This is a genomic window from Rhizobium jaguaris (assembly GCF_003627755.1).
In the GTDB taxonomy this organism is placed as follows: domain Bacteria; phylum Pseudomonadota; class Alphaproteobacteria; order Rhizobiales; family Rhizobiaceae; genus Rhizobium; species Rhizobium jaguaris.
Genome location: NZ_CP032694.1, coordinates 1,490,050 through 1,505,833, shown reverse-complemented (window position 1 = coordinate 1,505,833; position 15,784 = coordinate 1,490,050). Strand labels below are relative to the sequence as shown.

The 15,784-nt window shown below is 61.0% G+C and carries 16 protein-coding genes and 1 pseudogene; 11 read left to right on the top strand and 6 right to left on the bottom strand.

The window, feature by feature from the left end:
* Window position 1 precedes the first annotated feature (1 nt).
* The 9 genes from CCGE525_RS07325 to rplI all read left to right on the top strand — a co-directional run bounded on the left by CCGE525_RS07325 (window position 2) and on the right by rplI (window position 7,257).
* Window positions 2–1,045: an aldo/keto reductase gene (locus CCGE525_RS07325; RefSeq protein WP_120703712.1), complete on the top strand. Its 1,044-nt coding sequence runs from the start codon at window positions 2–4 to the stop codon at window positions 1,043–1,045.
* Between the two features lie 308 nt (window positions 1,046–1,353).
* Window positions 1,354–1,743 (top strand): nuclear transport factor 2 family protein, encoded by a 390-nt coding sequence (locus tag CCGE525_RS07320; RefSeq protein WP_120703711.1) that lies wholly within the window; start codon window positions 1,354–1,356, stop codon window positions 1,741–1,743.
* An 81-nt stretch (window positions 1,744–1,824) separates the two neighbouring features.
* Complete coding sequence (locus CCGE525_RS07315; RefSeq protein WP_120703710.1) at window positions 1,825–2,673, top strand: helix-turn-helix domain-containing protein; 849 nt, start codon at window positions 1,825–1,827, stop codon at window positions 2,671–2,673.
* A 149-nt stretch (window positions 2,674–2,822) separates the two neighbouring features.
* Complete coding sequence (locus tag CCGE525_RS07310; protein WP_120703709.1) at window positions 2,823–3,269, top strand: SRPBCC family protein; 447 nt, start codon at window positions 2,823–2,825, stop codon at window positions 3,267–3,269.
* A gap of 164 nt (window positions 3,270–3,433) precedes the next feature.
* Window positions 3,434–4,492: an adenylate/guanylate cyclase domain-containing protein gene (locus CCGE525_RS07305; protein ID WP_120703708.1), complete on the top strand. Its 1,059-nt coding sequence runs from the start codon at window positions 3,434–3,436 to the stop codon at window positions 4,490–4,492.
* A gap of 314 nt (window positions 4,493–4,806) precedes the next feature.
* Window positions 4,807–5,253 carry a 30S ribosomal protein S6 gene (rpsF, locus tag CCGE525_RS07300; protein ID WP_112797117.1) on the top strand — a complete coding sequence of 149 codons (447 nt, stop codon included), beginning with the start codon at window positions 4,807–4,809 and terminating at the stop codon, window positions 5,251–5,253.
* A 12-nt stretch (window positions 5,254–5,265) separates the two neighbouring features.
* Window positions 5,266–5,514 carry a 30S ribosomal protein S18 gene (rpsR, locus tag CCGE525_RS07295; protein ID WP_004122103.1) on the top strand — a complete coding sequence of 83 codons (249 nt, stop codon included), beginning with the start codon at window positions 5,266–5,268 and terminating at the stop codon, window positions 5,512–5,514.
* Window positions 5,515–5,677: 163 nt separating this feature from the next.
* Complete coding sequence (locus CCGE525_RS07290; protein ID WP_120703707.1) at window positions 5,678–6,658, top strand: DUF2232 domain-containing protein; 981 nt, start codon at window positions 5,678–5,680, stop codon at window positions 6,656–6,658.
* Window positions 6,659–6,678: 20 nt separating this feature from the next.
* Complete coding sequence (gene rplI, locus CCGE525_RS07285; protein ID WP_120703706.1) at window positions 6,679–7,257, top strand: 50S ribosomal protein L9; 579 nt, start codon at window positions 6,679–6,681, stop codon at window positions 7,255–7,257.
* A gap of 105 nt (window positions 7,258–7,362) precedes the next feature.
* Here the strand turns inward: rplI and CCGE525_RS07280 are convergent, their stop codons facing one another.
* From CCGE525_RS07280 to CCGE525_RS07270, 3 genes are read right to left on the bottom strand one after another with little or no spacing between them, the layout of a single operon-like run.
* Entirely contained in the window at window positions 7,363–8,427 is a 1,065-nt protein-coding gene (locus CCGE525_RS07280) for an HlyD family secretion protein (protein ID WP_120703705.1), read from the bottom strand.
* Between the two features lie 17 nt (window positions 8,428–8,444).
* Window positions 8,445–10,091 carry an MFS transporter gene (locus CCGE525_RS07275; RefSeq protein WP_120703704.1) on the bottom strand — a complete coding sequence of 549 codons (1,647 nt, stop codon included), beginning with the start codon at window positions 10,089–10,091 and terminating at the stop codon, window positions 8,445–8,447.
* 8 nt (window positions 10,092–10,099) lie between these two features.
* Entirely contained in the window at window positions 10,100–10,543 is a 444-nt protein-coding gene (locus CCGE525_RS07270) for a MarR family winged helix-turn-helix transcriptional regulator (RefSeq protein ID WP_120703703.1), read from the bottom strand.
* 345 nt (window positions 10,544–10,888) lie between these two features.
* On the opposite strand from CCGE525_RS07270, the gene CCGE525_RS07265 reads away from it, so the two are divergent.
* A complete protein-coding gene (locus CCGE525_RS07265; RefSeq protein WP_120703702.1) occupies window positions 10,889–12,385 on the top strand; it encodes a replicative DNA helicase in 1,497 nt (498 codons plus the stop codon).
* A 45-nt stretch (window positions 12,386–12,430) separates the two neighbouring features.
* On the opposite strand, the gene CCGE525_RS07260 is transcribed toward CCGE525_RS07265, so the two are convergent.
* The 3 genes and pseudogenes from CCGE525_RS07260 to CCGE525_RS07250 all read right to left on the bottom strand — a co-directional run bounded on the left by CCGE525_RS07260 (window position 12,431) and on the right by CCGE525_RS07250 (window position 14,452).
* Window positions 12,431–12,733, bottom strand: a complete 303-nt coding sequence (locus CCGE525_RS07260; RefSeq protein ID WP_120703701.1) for an AzlD family protein — start codon at window positions 12,731–12,733, stop codon at window positions 12,431–12,433.
* Complete coding sequence (locus CCGE525_RS07255) at window positions 12,730–13,434, bottom strand: AzlC family ABC transporter permease (protein WP_120703700.1); 705 nt, start codon at window positions 13,432–13,434, stop codon at window positions 12,730–12,732. Before CCGE525_RS07255 ends, CCGE525_RS07260 begins: the two co-directional genes overlap by 4 nt.
* 161 nt (window positions 13,435–13,595) lie before the next feature.
* A pseudogene (locus CCGE525_RS07250) lies at window positions 13,596–14,452 on the bottom strand (AraC family transcriptional regulator).
* A 146-nt stretch (window positions 14,453–14,598) separates the two neighbouring features.
* Between CCGE525_RS07250 and alr the strand changes: the two are divergent.
* The gene (alr, locus tag CCGE525_RS07245) at window positions 14,599–15,771 is read left to right on the top strand and encodes an alanine racemase (protein ID WP_120703699.1); all 1,173 of its coding nucleotides are present in this window, start codon (window positions 14,599–14,601) and stop codon (window positions 15,769–15,771) included.
* The last annotated feature ends 13 nt before the right edge of the window (window positions 15,772–15,784 follow it).

Below are 15,784 nucleotides of genomic sequence, written 5' to 3'. Positions count from 1 at the left end.
CATGAAGTATAAGAATTTAGGCCGTACCGATATTTCCGTTTCACAGATTTGCCTGGGCACGATGACCTGGGGCACGCAGAATAGCGAGGCCGAAGCGCACGAGCAGATGGATTATGCCCTGCATAAAGGCATCAATTTCTTCGATACGGCGGAAATGTATCCGACGACGCCCGTCGGCCCGAAGACTCAGGGCCGTACCGAAGAATATATCGGCACCTGGCTCGAAAAGACCGGCAAGCGCGGGGATATCGTGCTCGCCACCAAGGTCGCGGGTGTCGGCCGCGACTATCTGCGTGGCGGCCAGGGTGCGGATGCCGCCAATATCCGCGCCGCAATCGACAGCAGCCTGAAGCGACTGAGGACCGATTATATCGACCTCTATCAGGTCCACTGGCCGAACCGCGGCCATTTCCACTTCCGCCAGAACTGGCGGTACAACCCCTTCACCCAGGACCGCGAAAAGGCGATCGCCAACATCACCGACATCTTGGAGACGATGGGCGAGCTGGTGAAGGCCGGCAAGATCCGCGCTATCGGCCTTTCCAACGAAACGACCTGGGGCATCCAGAAGTATCTGACGATCGCCGAGCAAAGGAGCCTGCCCCGCGTTGTCTCGACGCAGAACGAATACAATCTGCTCTATCGGCACTTCGATCTCGATCTGGCCGAGCTGTCGCATTACGAAGATGTCGGCCTGCTCGCCTATTCGCCGCTCGCAGGCGGCATTCTCAGCGGCAAATATGTCGGTGGCGCACGGCCGGCCGGCTCGCGCGGCTCCATCAATACCGACATCGGCGGCCGCTTGCAGCCGCTACAGGAACCGCCGGTTAAGGCCTATCTGGAGATCGCCGCTAAGTATCACCTCGACCCGGCCAAGCTCGCGCTCGCCTACTGCCTGACCAAGCCCTTTATGACCTCCGTCATCATCGGCGCGACCTCGATGGCGCAGCTCGAAACCGATATTGCTTCGGCTTATCTCACGCTGCCGGAAGAAGCGATTGCCGAGATCGAAAAGGTACACCGGCAGTACCCCTGGCCGATGTAACGTCCGGTGAAAGCGCCTTGCCACGGCGGCAAGGCGCAGCGACCGCAGGATATCTTTGCATTCCAAATCCCCTTGCGAGGCCCGATAGCATCTGCCCCGACGCGTAAGCCAATGTCGGTGCAAGGGCGGCCGATCAAGCCGCGAAAATATGACCCCTGATGTAATTGAGACGTGTCGTAGCGGCGCGTAACTTCGGGGCATCTCCACAAGAGATAAGCACCGAACGAGAGAGAGTAGACACCAAGCGCCGGCGGTTTTGCCCTGGCGGATGTAGCCTCTTGCCTAAGCGACACATCAGGAGACAGATAATGAGTGAGATGATTTTCAGCAAGCGCGAAACACCGGACTGGCTGTTGGCCTTCTGGAAGGAAATTGACGACAAGACCTTCGGCCCCGGCTTTGACTGCTTCGCAGAAGACGCCACCGCCAATTTAGGCGTCGCCGAGTGGAGGGGCCGTGAGACTATCCGCGAAAGTCTGCGCGCTTTCATCGATACGGGATTTACCGCCCTTCATGATGTGACCGAATATTGGGACGGCGGGTTCCTCAAGGTCTTCCGCGGCTTCGTTACCATGACCCCGGACGATCCGAACCACCCCGTCGTCAAGCCCGTCATGACACACTTCTTTTACATGGATGAGGCCGATCACACCAAAGTGCGTCACTGGTTCGGTTCTGTCGGGCCGGTGCAATTCTAACCTTCCCATGCCTGACATAAGATGCTGTGCGAAGCCGCCGCTTTGGGCGGAGCCGCACGGCATAGTTCAGAGAGGCCCTCCATGGCTAACGGCAACACAGCGATATCTGTCTCGAAACAACTCGGCCCGTTGCTACGCCACTGGCGGGAGGTACGCGGCAAAAGCCAGCTCGACCTTTCGATGGAGACGGGCGTTTCGCAGCGCCACATCAGCTTCGTCGAAAGCGGCCGCAGCGTACCCAGCCGTCAGAGGCTGCTGACCGTTGCGGAGGCTCTCGATGTGCCGTTCCGCGAACGCAACACTCTGCTGCTCGCCGCAGGCTACGCGCCGATCTATTCGGACGATTCCTGGGACGCGCCGGACATGCAACCCGTTACGGATGCTCTGCGGCGCATGCTGCGTCAGCATGAACCTTTCCCGGCAATCGTCATGGATCGCTATTGGAACATCCTCCTGTCCAACACTGCTGCGCCCCGCTTCTTCAATTGTTTCGTCGACATGACAGCGCGCAAATCGCCACGCAATTTGCTGCATTTGATGTTCGATCCCGCGGGGATGCGCCCCTTCATTCGCGACTGGCCGGAGACATCGAGAAGCTTGCTCGCGCGCGTCCATCGTGAGTCCATCGGTCGGGTCGTCGACGACAAGACCCGAGAGTTGCTGAAAACGCTGCTCGCCTATCCAGATGTCGATGTCGACTGGAAAGCGCTCACAGCGCCCGCTAGCACGCCCGTCGTCCCCCTAGTCTTTGTGAAGGACGGCCAGAAGCTTGGCTTCTTTTCATTGATAACGACAGTCGGCACCCCGATGACCATCGCATCGCAGGAGCTCCGGCTCGAATGCATGTTCCCGACCGATCAGCAGACCGAACGACTTTACGCCAAGATGATGGAGGATGCGCCGATGCCGAATTTTCCAGCGGATCACTAACGAATCCATTCTTCCGCAGGCGTCGGCACCACCCTTGTTGAGAGCGCATTTGCCACTACATGCTGTCGCCTGAGGACGTTCCGCGATAGGATGTGTTTGTCCATTCTCCGCCTCCGGTGAGGCAGGCCATGCAACCAAAGGAGAGACCGATGCCAGAACCCCTCGTCGTCCGCCAAGAAAGGCGCATCCCGGCGCCACCAGCCGCAGTGTTCGCCCTCTTGACCGATCCGGAGAAGATTCTGCGCTGGATGGGAACGGAGGCGCAGATTGAGCCGCAGCCCGAGGGGCTCTATCTCGTCAACGTCACGGGCGCTCGCTTCGCTCGCGGCTCCTTTCGCGAGGTGGTACCGGTTCATCGGCTGGCCTACAGCTTCGGCTGGGATGGCAGCGAAGTGGTTCCGCCGGGGTCGAGCCTGGTCGAGATCGACCTGATCGAGCAACCGGACGGAACGCTGCTGCGCCTGACCCACACCGGCCTGCCCAATGCCGAACAATGCGCCGGTCATGCCGAAGGCTGGGCTCACTATCTCGGACGGCTATCCGAGGCCGCTGCCGGGCGCGATCCGGGTCCGGATCCTATGGCCGGCAGAAAATGATCGCTTTCCAATCCCGAATTTGTCGGTCTTGAGCCGATTACAGTTCCCGGCAAATACGACCTGCCGACGTTGCGACAGCGGCAGGCCCGTGGGCTTGCATTACACGCAGAAGCGTCATCGCCACCGCAGATGACAGCCTGCGGCCGCCGTGGCATGATCAACACATGGATCTGCCCGCCCCCCTTGCCTGGCTGGTTGACGAGGCCGGCGCCTCGCCCGGCGCTGAACGGTTCTTGGCCGAGCTCGGCGGGCGGCTGCTCGCCGACGGTCTGCCGCTTGCAGGCGGGGCCCTGTCGCTCGCGGTACCGCATCCGATCATCGCCCGGCGGATTTGGCTATGGCGGGCGGAAACGGGGACCGTGATTGAGGCACTGGGCTTCGCCGGCGGTCCACCCAGCCAAGCCGGACACGACTGGCTGACCGGGCTTGGCCCGGTGCAGGAGGACGCGGTCGGCGCAGCGGCGGACAGCCCGGTGCTGGGCTGGGCCGGGACGCGGTCATTCGAGCCCGCCGAGACCAATCGGCTGCGGCAGATCGTGCGCTTCGCCGCAGCGCCCTTGGCTGCCCTGGCCGCGCAGGCGGCGCTGGCAGCGCTGCTCGAAGCTTATCTCGGCCGGCGCAGCGCCGCCCGTGTACAAGCCGGCGCGCTGCACCGCGGCACCGGGGAGACCATCCGCGCTGCACTGCTCTGCGCCGATTTGCGCGATTTCACCGCCCTGTCCGAAGCGACGGAGCCGGCGGCGATGATCACCGCCCTTGATGCCTGGTTCGACCGCGTTGCCGGGGCGGTGCACGCTTTCGGAGGCGAGGTGCTGAAATTCATCGGTGACGGCGCGCTGGCGATCTTCCCGGTCACCGGCGCACCGGGCGAGGCCTGCGAGGCCGCGCTGCGCGCCGTCGTTGCCGCCCGCGCCGGCATGGCCCATCTCGATGCGGTGCGGCAGACGCAGGGGCTGCCGCCGTTACCCTTTGGTGCGGCATTGCATTTCGGCGAGATGCTCTGGGGCAATATCGGCGCGGCCGACCGGCTGGACTTTACCGCCATAGGCCCTGCGGTCAATCTGGTCAGTCGGCTTGAAGGGCTATGCAAGCCGCTTGGCCGCAGTGTGCTCATCTCGGGCGCAGTGGCGGCCGAGACGACAATGGCTTTGATCCCGTTGGGCAAGCACCCATTGCGCGGTATCGCCGACCCCTGCGCCGTCTTCACATTGCCGGAGGATTAAGCCGACCGACGGCGGGCAAGGCCAGGATGTCCGCAGCCAATCAGCACAATTTACCTCCTCCCCTTGCCTTTCGCGCAAAAATCCGTATAAGCCGCCCTGTTCGCAACCCGGTCTTCTGGCTGGTGGCTGAACGGAGGGCCGGTTTTCTTCATTGAAAATCGTTCGGAACGGAAGCGTTCCAGCCTCCCGTGTCTCCGCTCTCGACCGTCTCGGAAACGCTTTTCTTGCTTGGGGTCACCCCTCTCAGGAGCAGTCGTTGAGGCTTAGCCGCCGAATATCGGGTTCAGACCAACGCAAGAAAGGCAAAGCTATCCATGGCTCTTTACGAACATGTATTCCTTGCCCGGCAGGATATTTCCGCTCAGCAGGTCGACGCCCTCGTAGAACAGTACAAGGGTGTTATCGAAGCTAACGGCGGTAAAGTCGGGCGTATCGAGAACTGGGGCCTCAAGTCCCTCACCTACCGCATCAAGAAGAACCGCAAGGCTCATTACGCCCTGATGGACATCGATGCACCGGCCGCTGCGATCCAGGAAATGGAACGCCAGATGCGCATCAGCGAAGACGTCCTACGTTACATGACGATCGCCGTTGAAAAGCATGAAGACGGCCCGTCCGCCATGATGCAGAAGCGTGACCGTGACGACCGTCCGCGCCGCGATGGCGACCGTCCGGAGCGCAGCTTCGGCGATCGTGGTCCGCGCCCGGATCGTGGTGACCGCGAAGACCGTCCGCGCCGTCCGCGCGAAGACCGCGCATAAGGAGATTTGAGAATGTCTGAAGTTTCCTCCGCACCGGTCCGCCGTCCGTTCCATCGCCGCCGCAAGACCTGCCCGTTCTCGGGCGCCAATGCGCCGCGCATCGACTACAAGGACGTCCGCCTCCTGCAGCGCTACATTTCCGAGCGTGGCAAGATCGTTCCGTCCCGCATCACGGCCGTTTCCCAGAAGAAGCAGCGCGAACTCGCTCAGGCGATCAAGCGCGCCCGTTTCCTCGGCCTGCTGCCCTACGTCGTCGCTTAATCGCGACCGACGCTTTATGAATTAGGGGAAGGCAGTCATGCCTTCCCTTCTCCCTTCCGCGATGGGCGCGGATCGGAACCTTGAAACCCCATGTTGGGGACGGCTTTCAGGCCCGAGTGGCGAAAGCATCCTCTAACTGCTCGATACGAAGCAGGACAGCGACGTGAAAAAGTTGAACGCAAAAGAGCTTGGAATCGGTGCACTCGCCGGTTTGACCGCCGCCCTACTTGTGTATGGCGCGACGGTGCAACCATTGCTGTTCATCCTGTTCGGTGCGCTTTCTGCTCTCCCGATCCTGATCGTCGGCCTCGGCTGGGGCAACATGGCCGTCATCGTCGCCGTCGTCGCTGCCGGGGTTGTTGGCACGATCGCGCAGTCGATCTATTTCGGGCTCTTCGTCGTCCTGCTGACGCTGGTTCCGGCCTGGCTCAGCCACCTTGCCAATCTCGCACGTCCGGCCGCCGAACTCGGTGGTCCCGACCATTTGATGGCCTGGTACCCGCTATCGGACATCATGCTGCATCTCTGCGGCCTGGCGACTGCCGTCATCGTCATCGTCGGCGCGATCATGGGCTACGGCACGGAACTGGTCGGACAGGTCGTCGATCTCTACGTCACGGTCATGAAGGATCAGCAGCCCACGCTGCAGCTCGATCCGGAAGCGGTCGCCAGAACGAAATCCTTTATGCTCTACGCCGTCCCCGTCGTCTGGGGCATCGTCTGGGTCCTGATGCTGTTAGCCGCCTATCACATCGCCACCCGCATCGTTGCGGCATCGAGCCGCAATTTGCGTCCGCGCGAAGATATTCCGTCGGCGCTGCGTATGAACCGGAATGCAATCTTCGTCTTTCTCGCTGCCATCGTCGCCCTCTTTTTCGGCGGCATCCCGGCATTGATCGGCGCTGCCGCTTTCGGCGCGTTCGGCGCCGGCTTCTTAGTCTCCGGCTTCGCGGCACTCCACTACCGCACACGCGGCAAGGACTGGCGCTTACCCGTGCTCATCCTCTGCTACCTGACGTCGCTGATGCTGACGTTGCCCGCCTTAGTCATCCTCATTCTCGGTCTTTCCGATACGCGCAAAGCGATCGCTCTGACCCCGAGCAAGAATGCCGATAATTCCAAACAACCAGACACGAAAATCTGACATCAGAAAGGAACAACAAAATGGAAGTCATCCTCCTCGAGCGCATCTCCAAGCTCGGCCAGATGGGCGAAGTGGTCAAGGTTCGCGACGGCTTTGCCCGTAACTACCTGCTGCCGCTCGGCAAGGCTCTGCGTGCCAACGCCGCCAACAAGGCTCGCTTCGAATCGGAGCGCGCAACGCTCGAAGCTCGCAACCTCGAGCGCAAGAGCGAAGCCCAGAAGGTTGCCGACGTTCTCGCCGGCAAGTCCTTCATCGTCGTTCGCTCTGCTGGCGAAACCGGCCAGCTCTACGGCTCCGTCGCCGCCCGTGACGTCGTTGAAATCCTCGCTGCAGAAGGCTTCAACATCGGCCGCAACCAGGTTCACCTGAACACGCCGATCAAGGCTATCGGCCTGCACAACGTCGTGATCGCACTTCACGCCGAAGTCGAAATCACCGTCGAGCTCAACGTTGCCCGTTCCGCTGAAGAAGCCGAGCGTCAGGCCAAGGGCGAAACGCTCACCTCCGCTGACGCCATCTACGGCGTCGACGAAGATGCCCTGCGTCCGGAAGACTTCTTCGATCCGGAAGCTGACGGCAACGCCGAAGACGAAGCTTGATTCAAGCCTTCGCATCGGCTGCGAACATGGGAAAGCCTGGGTCTCGCGACCCAGGCTTTTTGCTAATCTTGTTCGCCTGCGGCGGCAGGTTTACCCGCTGCTGCCTCAATTCTCCGCGGTATCCTGTACCGGCGCCGATTTCTTGTCGACGGAAATGACCACGGACATACCGGGCGCAAGATCGTCCGCCTGGGGCTGATTTTCGTCGATCTTGATGCGTACGCCGACGCGCTGCGCCACTTTGGTGAAATTGCCCGTGGCATTGTCAGCTCTGATGACGGCAAATTCCGAGCCCGCCGCCGGCGAGAAGCGCTGGATATGGCCCTTAAACTCGCGGTGACCGAGTGCATCGACGGAGATCGTCACGGGCTGGCCGACCTTCATGCCGTCGAGCTGAGTTTCCTTGAAATTGGCGATAACCCAGACGTCTTTCGGAACCAGCCCCATGAGCTGCGTTCCCGCCGTCACGTACTGGCCGAGACGCACGCCGACCTCTCCAATGCGGCCATCGATTGGCGCGACGATCGTCGCATTCTGCAGATCAATCTCTGCAAGCTGCACGGCGGCTTCCGCGCCACTGACGCCGGCTTCCAGCGAGGCGCGGTTGACGATGATCGTCGTCAGATTCTGTTGCGACACGTCCAGGGCCGCCTTCGCCTGATTGACCGCCGCCTTCGCCTCCTCCAGCGTCGCCTGAGCCTGCTCCGAATCGGCGGCTGTCGACACGCCCTTGGCGACCAGCGTCGCAATACGATCATAGGCGAGTTGCGCCCGCTTCAAGGAGGCATTGGCGCTATCGATCTGCGCCTGGCTTGAGGCGATGCCGGCTCGCGCGGCCTGCTCCTGCTGCTGCGAATTGGCGAGCGCCGCCTTTTGGCCATCCAGCGTCGCGCGTGCCTGCGCCACCTTCTGCCGATAGATGCGGTCATCGATCTTGGCCAGCACGTCGCCCTGCTTGACGAGCTTGTAATCCTTGATCGGAACGTCCGTGATATAGCCGCTGACCTGCGGGCTGATGGTCGTGACATAGCCTTTGACGTAGGCATCGTCCGTTGTCTCGACAGAACTTTGAAAAGGCGGCAAATGCCAAGCATAAAGCACGAGCATGACACCGCCGATACCGGCGAGGACGGCGATAACTTCGATGGGGGAGCGAACGAGCTTCGACATGGAGCTATTTTATTTCCTCAGGGGTTGGATGCCATGGTCTGCGGCGGCAAAACGGCGAGCCGCGCTTTGATGAAACGGTAGAAGACATGCAGCGAGAGTGCGACAAGGGACACGACCGCGATGACACCTGCAACGAAGAAGGCATCGCCATAGGCGAGCGTGTTGGCCTCGCGGGTGACCTGCGCGGCGAGTAATGCCAATCCCTCGCCCTTCAGCAGTGCGCTGTCGCCAATCACCTTGCCGTAAGACGCGGAAAGCTGGCTAACGCGCTCGGCGACATGGGGGTACATCAGCAACACACGCTCGGTCAGCACGGCGGAATGGAATTTTTCACGGATGATGATCAGCGTACCATAGAAAGCCGAGCCGATCAGGCCGCCGATACTTTGCGTGAAGGTGAAGACCACGAAGAAGGTCACCAGATAAGGCGCGCCCTTCGCAAAGGCAGCCTTGAAACCGGCGGACATGGAAGGCGGCAGGAAGAGGGCGGCGCCCGCTGCCACCAGCGCTTGGCTGAGATACATCTGTTCGGGCCGTGTGAGGGTGGTGACCTGCGCATCCATGAAGGAGCCGATGGCCATCATGACGAGTGCTATGAACTGGATCTGCCAACTCAAGCCATAGCTCATGAGCACTGTGCAAACGAGGCCGCCGATAACCGAGAAGGCCAGGATGATCCAGTAGAGCATCGCCAGCTGATCGTAGAGCAGGCCGACGGCATTCTGATAGAAAGTCATGATCACCGAGGTCTGCTCGGCAGCGATCATACGGAAGATCAAGAGGATGGCGGTCAGATGCAGGATCTCCGGGCTGAGCAGCCAGCGGACATCGATCAGCGGCGTTGCCCGGCGCAGGTCGATGACGGCGGCGAGCGTCACGGTGGCGATGCTGACCGCCAGCAGCACGCCAAGCCAAGGCACTTCCAGCCACCAATAAAGTCGCCCGACGGAAAAGACGATGGCGAGGCTACCGAAACCGATAGCGACCAGCAGATAGACGATAATGTCTCCGAAGACGATCACCTTCACCCGCGGTGGTGGCGTGAGCGGCAATAGGTAGATGATCGGCATCACCAGCAGTGCCAATGCCATTTCCAGCGTATAGAGCCCGCGCCATTCGCCGTAATCGAGGAGCGAGGGCGAAACGAGACGGGTGATGGGCGCTGCCAGAAGCGTATTCATCATCGCCAGGCTGACGCCGATCGTGAGCTTCTTGGCCGGCTCAAAGGCCTCCAGCATATAAAGGAAGCCAAGTGTCGACAGTGGCGCGCCCGCAATGCCGCTCAAAAAGCGGACGACGATGGCCGAATGCAGGTCAGAGACGAAGAGATTGAGCAGCGAGGCGACCACGAAGCCGAGGATGCTGACTTCGGCAAAATTGCGCACGCCATATTGCAGGCGGATTTTCACCAGTGCGATGGCGAGGCTGACATTCGGCGCCATGTAGGCCGCCGATAGCCACGCGGCTTCAGTCGTCGTTGCGGCGATCGTTCCCTGGATTTGCGTGAGATTGGCGAAGGCAAGATTGAGACCGAGGCCCTGCGTCAGGAAGAACATGACGGAGGCGCCAATGTAAAGCGGGACCTTCCAGCGCGGCACCGGCGGCGGGGCGGCAGGCGCGGCGGCGTTGGCTTCCACATTGACCGGGCCAGGCTCGCCGCTCATACGCTACCTCATGACTTGCCCACATTCTGCAGATTTGCGGTCATTGCGCGGATGACCTTGAGGGCCATGCCGACATCATCGTCCGAAATCCCCTGCAGGATATCCGCGCGCACGCCAGTGGCAAGAGCCTCGATTTCCGCTGCCACGACTTTTCCCGATTCCGTCATAAATATCTGCTTGGCGCGCCGGTCCGACTGCACCGCGCGGCGCTCGATGAAGTTCTGCGCCTCCATGGCGTCGAGGATGCGCACTAACGTCGGGGTCTCAAGCTCGAGCTCATCGGCCAGCTCTCTCTGATTGATGCCGTCGCGCTTCGAAAGTTTGTGGAAAACCCGCGCCCTCGCCAGCGTCATGCCGTGCTCGCGCACCATGCCGTCGAACGCCGCTCTCAGCTTCCGATTGAAAGCGGAAAGTTCGTCGAACAGTTCTCGGCGTGGCGGCGCTCCAGACATTATTGCTGCTTTATACTATTAGTAACCTACCCTATTTGAACGAAATAACCGGGTTCTCACATCTTTTCAAGCGCGATTGCCAGCTTGCGGGATGTCACCGGCGGCGGACCAAGCTAAAATGATTCATGGAAGTTCTCGTATGTGATTCGTGTGTCGGTCATTCCGTTGCAAAGTGGCGACAACAGCTATCTTTATTTCGGAGAGGTTGTCCCTGTGGATGAGTGGAACAATGTGAATAGGCCGAAGGAATTGATGCCCCGCGACACGGCATCGCCCTTCTGCAATTGACCGCGACATCGGATCGTCGCAAACCATTCCGCACTCCAAAATACGAAGAGACGGAAAATGAACGAAGCAGCGCGAAAGATCGCCGCCATTGCTCCCGCCGAACCGCATTACCGCGAAGCGCCGAATAACATCGAGGCCGAACAGGCCCTGCTCGGTGCCATCCTCGTCAACAACGACGCCTATTACCGTGTCTCCGATTTTCTGAAACCCATTCATCTCTATGAGCCGCTGCATCGAAAAATCTTCGAGGTGGCGGGCGACATCATCCGCATGGGCAAGACTGCCAATCCGGTCACGATCAAGACTTTCCTGCCGGCGGAAGAGAAAGTCGGCGACATGACGGTGGCGCAATATCTCGCCCGTCTTGCGACCGAAGCCGTTTCGATCATCAATGCCGAGGACTATGGCCGTGCCATCTACGATCTGGCGCTCCGCCGGGCGCTGATCACCATCGGCGAGGACATGGTCAACATCGCCTATGACGCGCCGCTCGACATGCCGCCGCAGACGCAGATCGAGGATACCGAGCGCCGGCTGTTCGAACTCGCGGAAAACGGCCGCTATGACGGCGGCTTCCAGGCCTTCAACGACGCCGTGGCGCTGGCGATCGACATGGCGGCCGTCGCCAAGGAGCGTGATGGCGGCCTTTCGGGCATTTCCACCGGCATTCATTCGCTCGACAGCAAGATGGGCGGCCTGCAGCGCTCGGACTTGATCATCCTCGCCGGCCGTCCCGGTATGGGCAAAACCTCGCTCGCCACCAATATCGCCTATAACATCGCCGCCGCTTATGAAGGTGAGGTGCAGCCGGATGGCTCCACCAAAGCGAAGAACGGCGGCGTCGTCGGCTTCTATTCGCTGGAAATGTCGTCTGAACAGCTCGCCACGCGTATCATTTCCGAGCAGACGGAAGTCTCCTCATCGAAGATTCGCCGCGGCGATATCAACGATGCCGATTTCGAAAAGCTGGTCGCCTGCTCAATGATGATGCAGAAAGTGCCGCTCTATATCGACCAGACCGGCGGCATCTCCATTGCTCAGCTTTCCGCGCGTGCGCGGCGCCTGAAGCGCCAGCGCGGCCTCGACGTTCTGGTGGTGGACTACGTTCAGCTCATGACCGGCTCCGGCAAATCAAACGAGAACCGCGTCCAAGAAATCACCCAGATCACCACCGGCCTGAAGGCGCTCGGCAAGGAGCTGAACGTTCCGATCATTGCGCTCTCCCAGCTCTCGCGCGCCGTCGAAAGCCGCGATGACAAGAGGCCGCAGCTTTCGGACCTGCGCGAATCCGGTTCGATCGAGCAGGACGCCGACGTGGTGCTCTTCGTGTTCCGCGAGGAGTATTACGTCAAGAACAGCGAACCGCGCGATCCGGCCGATCCGAAATATGCGGAATGGGAAGTTCTCTTCGACAAGGTGAAGGGTTCGGCCGACGTTATCATCGCCAAGCAACGTCACGGGCCGACCGGTACCGTCAAGCTCGCCTTCCAGTCGGAGTTCACACGCTTTGCCGATCTCGCCGACCCGTCCTTCACGCAGTACGAGGAACATTGACATGAAGCTTGCCGAGAACTGCTACGCGCTCTTCCCGGAAACGCTTCAGAGTCCCGCAGCCCGCAGCAAAGCCACCGTGGCAACGCCGACAACAACGCTTGCCAGCATCGACAAGCGGTGGGAGGCGATTGCGGTGGCGGCACAGGCCAGCGTCTCCGCCCAGCCGGTAGCAAAGGCTGTCGGGGCAATGACAGCCATCAGCACGGCCGGTGGAATGGCTTCGATTGCGGTTCGCCGGCGCTCGTCAATCTCCACGTAGCGAATCAAGACAAGACCGCCAACACGGGTGAAGATCGTTGCAGCAGCCATGGCGAAGATGGCGAGTAGAGTGTTGAGATCGAGCGTCATGCCGCCTGCTCCCGCGCTCTGCCTCTCCAGAAAGCCATTGCCAGCCCCGCCAGCGCGCCGGCTGCAATATACCAGACACCGGGCACGTACTGGTGGGCCGCAACGGCTGCAATTCCGCTTGCGGCAAGCACGGCGCCGGTTTCCGGTCCCTTCCAGAAGCCCATGACCAGCACGATGAAGACGGCCGGAAAGGCGAAGTCGAGACCGATGACGGCGGGATCGCCGAGAAAGGCGCCAAGCAAAGCACCCGCAAGCGACGAGCCGACCCAGGTCAAGTAGAAGGGCGTGACGACGCCTGCATACCAGGCGGGTGTGAGCCGCGTCGCGCCAGCGCGGAATTCCGCCATGGCCCAAATCTCATCGGCGAGAAACAGCATGGCGATGTAGCGTTTGATGCCGGAGAAAGATTGCATCTTCGTGCCAATCGAAGCGCTCATCAGCAAGTGGCGGATATTGACGAGCAGGGCCGCGAAGCCGGCGCCAATCCAGCTTGCGGGATGTGTCCAGATATCCATCGCCACAAATTGCGAGCCACCAGCGAAGACGAGCGCGCTCATCAGTGTGGTCTCCAGCGGCGAAAGCCCCTTGGTCACCGAAACCGCGCCGAAGACAAGGCCGATCGGCAGAACGGCGACGATCAGCGGAAAAATGGCACGCATTCCGGCTCTGAATTCACCGGCCGACGGGTTTTGCTGCAACATTGGCAACCTCTACTTCAACAATGTTGGATAGGTAGCCGACACCCAGCGGCGCTGTATTGAACGAAAGTGATTGGAGCATTTCCAGGAAAAGGGCGAAGCGTTTTTCGGTCCAGAACGCGCAAGACAATCGTTTTCGCGATTCAAAGAAAAGCGAAAATGCCCTAGCCGACGCGGAACTGGCCCGGGGTGACTCCGGTGCGTGATTTGAAGTGGCGGGTGAAATGCGCCTGATCGGCGAAACCGCATTCCATGGCAACATCGGCCGGCATGCGGCCTTCTCTGAGCAATCGGCGGGCAATGATCACCCGCCGGTCGGTCAGAAAGGCATGGGGCGTAATGTGATACTCCCTGCGGAAAGCGCGGATCAGGTGGGCGCGGCTCAGCCCCGCGACCTTGGCCAACTCCTCCAATCCCACATCGCTGTCGAAATTCTCAATGAGGTAATCGCGGGCGCGGGCGACGGCGCTACGCTCCTTGGTATCGACAGGCAGAACGATAGTGCTGCCGTAGCGCGCAAAGAGCGCAGCCAGCACCGAGAACATACCTTCATCGGATTCCAGCGCGCCGGCGCCGCTCTCGAGCGTGCGGTGCGCTTTGTGGAAGGCCCTGGCAAGCTGCGGATCGCGCGACAACGAACCCGCAAAGGATGGCGTCGCGTTGAAGGCCTTGCCCGTGACATCTTCCAGAATCTCGACGAAGAGCTTCGTGTCCGGGTAGATCATGCGGTAGCGATAGCCTTCGCCTCCCGGAGCACCGTCGTGAACCACGCCAGGATCGATCAGATAGAGATCGCCCGGTCCGGTTTCTTCCCGCCTGCCGCGCAATGTGGCAATCTGGCTGCCGCTTTCGATCGCCCGATGCTGAACGTGTCGTGCGCATGCGGCGCATATTCATGGGTCACGAAGCTCGCGCTCAGGCACTCCATGTCGCGAAAGCGGCCGTCCCGCCAGAAGCGGGTCGATTCCACCTTGGCAAGCGGCATGGCGTCAGCCGCCTCTTTCTGCGAAACATTTTGCATCCTGGCACATTAGCGCGCCGGCTCCCGCGCGTCTTGAACAAAAGTGATCGCCGTATGAAAGGCTGGTATCTGACTGTCCCCGCTTTCTCTTTGCCACAATGCTCTCTACAGTGCTCTGAACAACTTCCTTTTCATCGCGGCGATCCATGACAGACTTTTCCCTTCCCTTCGAAGACAATGACGCTTTCGCTTCCGCCGGCCTTCGGTTGACGGTCGATCTAGGCGCCCTGGTCGAGAACTGGCGGGACATGGCCCGCCGCTCCGGCAAGGCCCGGACCGGGGCGGCGGTGAAAGCCGATGCCTACGGCCTGGGAATCGAAGATGTCGGCGAGGCACTTTATCTCGCCGGCGCCCGCGATTTCTTCGTCGCCACCGCCGAAGAAGGCGTGACACTACGGCTCTACGCACCGGAAGCCCGCATCTTCGTGCTCTGCGGCATCTGGCCGGGGACCGAGCGGCTATTTTTCGAAAACGATCTTGTGCCCGTCATCGCTTCCGAAGAGCAATTGACCTTCTGGATGTCGGTGCTCGCCGACTACGGGGACTACCCGTGCGCGCTGCAGGTCGATACCGGCTTCAATCGGCTGGGACTAACCGTGGAGGACGCTGTCGCACTCGCCAACGACGTCTCACGCCCCGCGAGTTTCGCACCTGTCCTGGTGATGAGCCACCTCGCCTGCGGCGACGACCCCGCCCATGCGATGAACAAGCAGCAGCTCGAGGCATTCCGCACGGTCAGCGCCGCCTTCGAGGGCATCGAGGCGAGTCTCGCCAACTCTGCCGGCATCTTCCTGGGCTCGGACTATCATTTCGACCTCACCCGTCCCGGCATCGCCCTCTATGGCGGCCAGGCGGTGAACGGAGCGGCGAATCCGATGCGGCCGGTCGCAACCGCCGAGGCGCGGATCATCCAGACCCGCTCCGTCAGAGCCGGCGAGACGGTCAGCTACGGCCGGGCGCTGGAGCTTACTCGCGACAGCCGGCTTGCCATCGTCTCGGCCGGCTATGCCGACGGCTATATGCGCAGCCTGTCAAGCGGTGGCGTACCGCTGCGTCAGACCGGCCTGCCCGGCGGCCAAGGCTTCATTGCCGGTCACAAGGTGCCCGTTGCCGGCCGCATCACCATGGACCTGACCATCTTCGACGTGACCGACGTGCCTGAAAAACTGGTCCGTGCCAGCGATTATATCGAGCTCTTTGGCAAGAATATCCTGATTGACGACGCCGCCCGCGTGGCCGGCACGATCGGCTATGAGATGCTGACCGGGCTGGGCCTCAGACATGAGCGCCGGTATGTCTGGGAAGAGGCCGACGAGTAGTAGTGTCAGCGCG

Bases quoted from the DNA above. Each gene is read 5' to 3' on its own strand.
- CCGE525_RS07325 (WP_120703712.1), top strand. From the start codon at position 2: ATGAAGTATAAGAATTTAGGCCGTACCGATATTTCCGTTTCACAGATT.
- CCGE525_RS07320 (WP_120703711.1), top strand. From the start codon at position 1,354: ATGAGTGAGATGATTTTCAGCAAGCGCGAAACACCGGACTGGCTGTTG.
- CCGE525_RS07315 (WP_120703710.1), top strand. From the start codon at position 1,825: ATGGCTAACGGCAACACAGCGATATCTGTCTCGAAACAACTCGGCCCG.
- CCGE525_RS07310 (WP_120703709.1), top strand. From the start codon at position 2,823: ATGCCAGAACCCCTCGTCGTCCGCCAAGAAAGGCGCATCCCGGCGCCA.
- CCGE525_RS07305 (WP_120703708.1), top strand. From the start codon at position 3,434: ATGGATCTGCCCGCCCCCCTTGCCTGGCTGGTTGACGAGGCCGGCGCC.
- rpsF (WP_112797117.1), top strand. From the start codon at position 4,807: ATGGCTCTTTACGAACATGTATTCCTTGCCCGGCAGGATATTTCCGCT.
- rpsR (WP_004122103.1), top strand. From the start codon at position 5,266: ATGTCTGAAGTTTCCTCCGCACCGGTCCGCCGTCCGTTCCATCGCCGC.
- rplI (WP_120703706.1), top strand. From the start codon at position 6,679: ATGGAAGTCATCCTCCTCGAGCGCATCTCCAAGCTCGGCCAGATGGGC.
- CCGE525_RS07280 (WP_120703705.1), bottom strand. From the start codon at position 8,427: ATGTCGAAGCTCGTTCGCTCCCCCATCGAAGTTATCGCCGTCCTCGCC.
- CCGE525_RS07275 (WP_120703704.1), bottom strand. From the start codon at position 10,091: ATGAGCGGCGAGCCTGGCCCGGTCAATGTGGAAGCCAACGCCGCCGCG.
- CCGE525_RS07270 (WP_120703703.1), bottom strand. From the start codon at position 10,543: ATGTCTGGAGCGCCGCCACGCCGAGAACTGTTCGACGAACTTTCCGCT.
- CCGE525_RS07265 (WP_120703702.1), top strand. From the start codon at position 10,889: ATGAACGAAGCAGCGCGAAAGATCGCCGCCATTGCTCCCGCCGAACCG.
- CCGE525_RS07260 (WP_120703701.1), bottom strand. From the start codon at position 12,733: ATGACGCTCGATCTCAACACTCTACTCGCCATCTTCGCCATGGCTGCT.
- CCGE525_RS07255 (WP_120703700.1), bottom strand. From the start codon at position 13,434: ATGTTGCAGCAAAACCCGTCGGCCGGTGAATTCAGAGCCGGAATGCGT.
- alr (WP_120703699.1), top strand. From the start codon at position 14,599: ATGACAGACTTTTCCCTTCCCTTCGAAGACAATGACGCTTTCGCTTCC.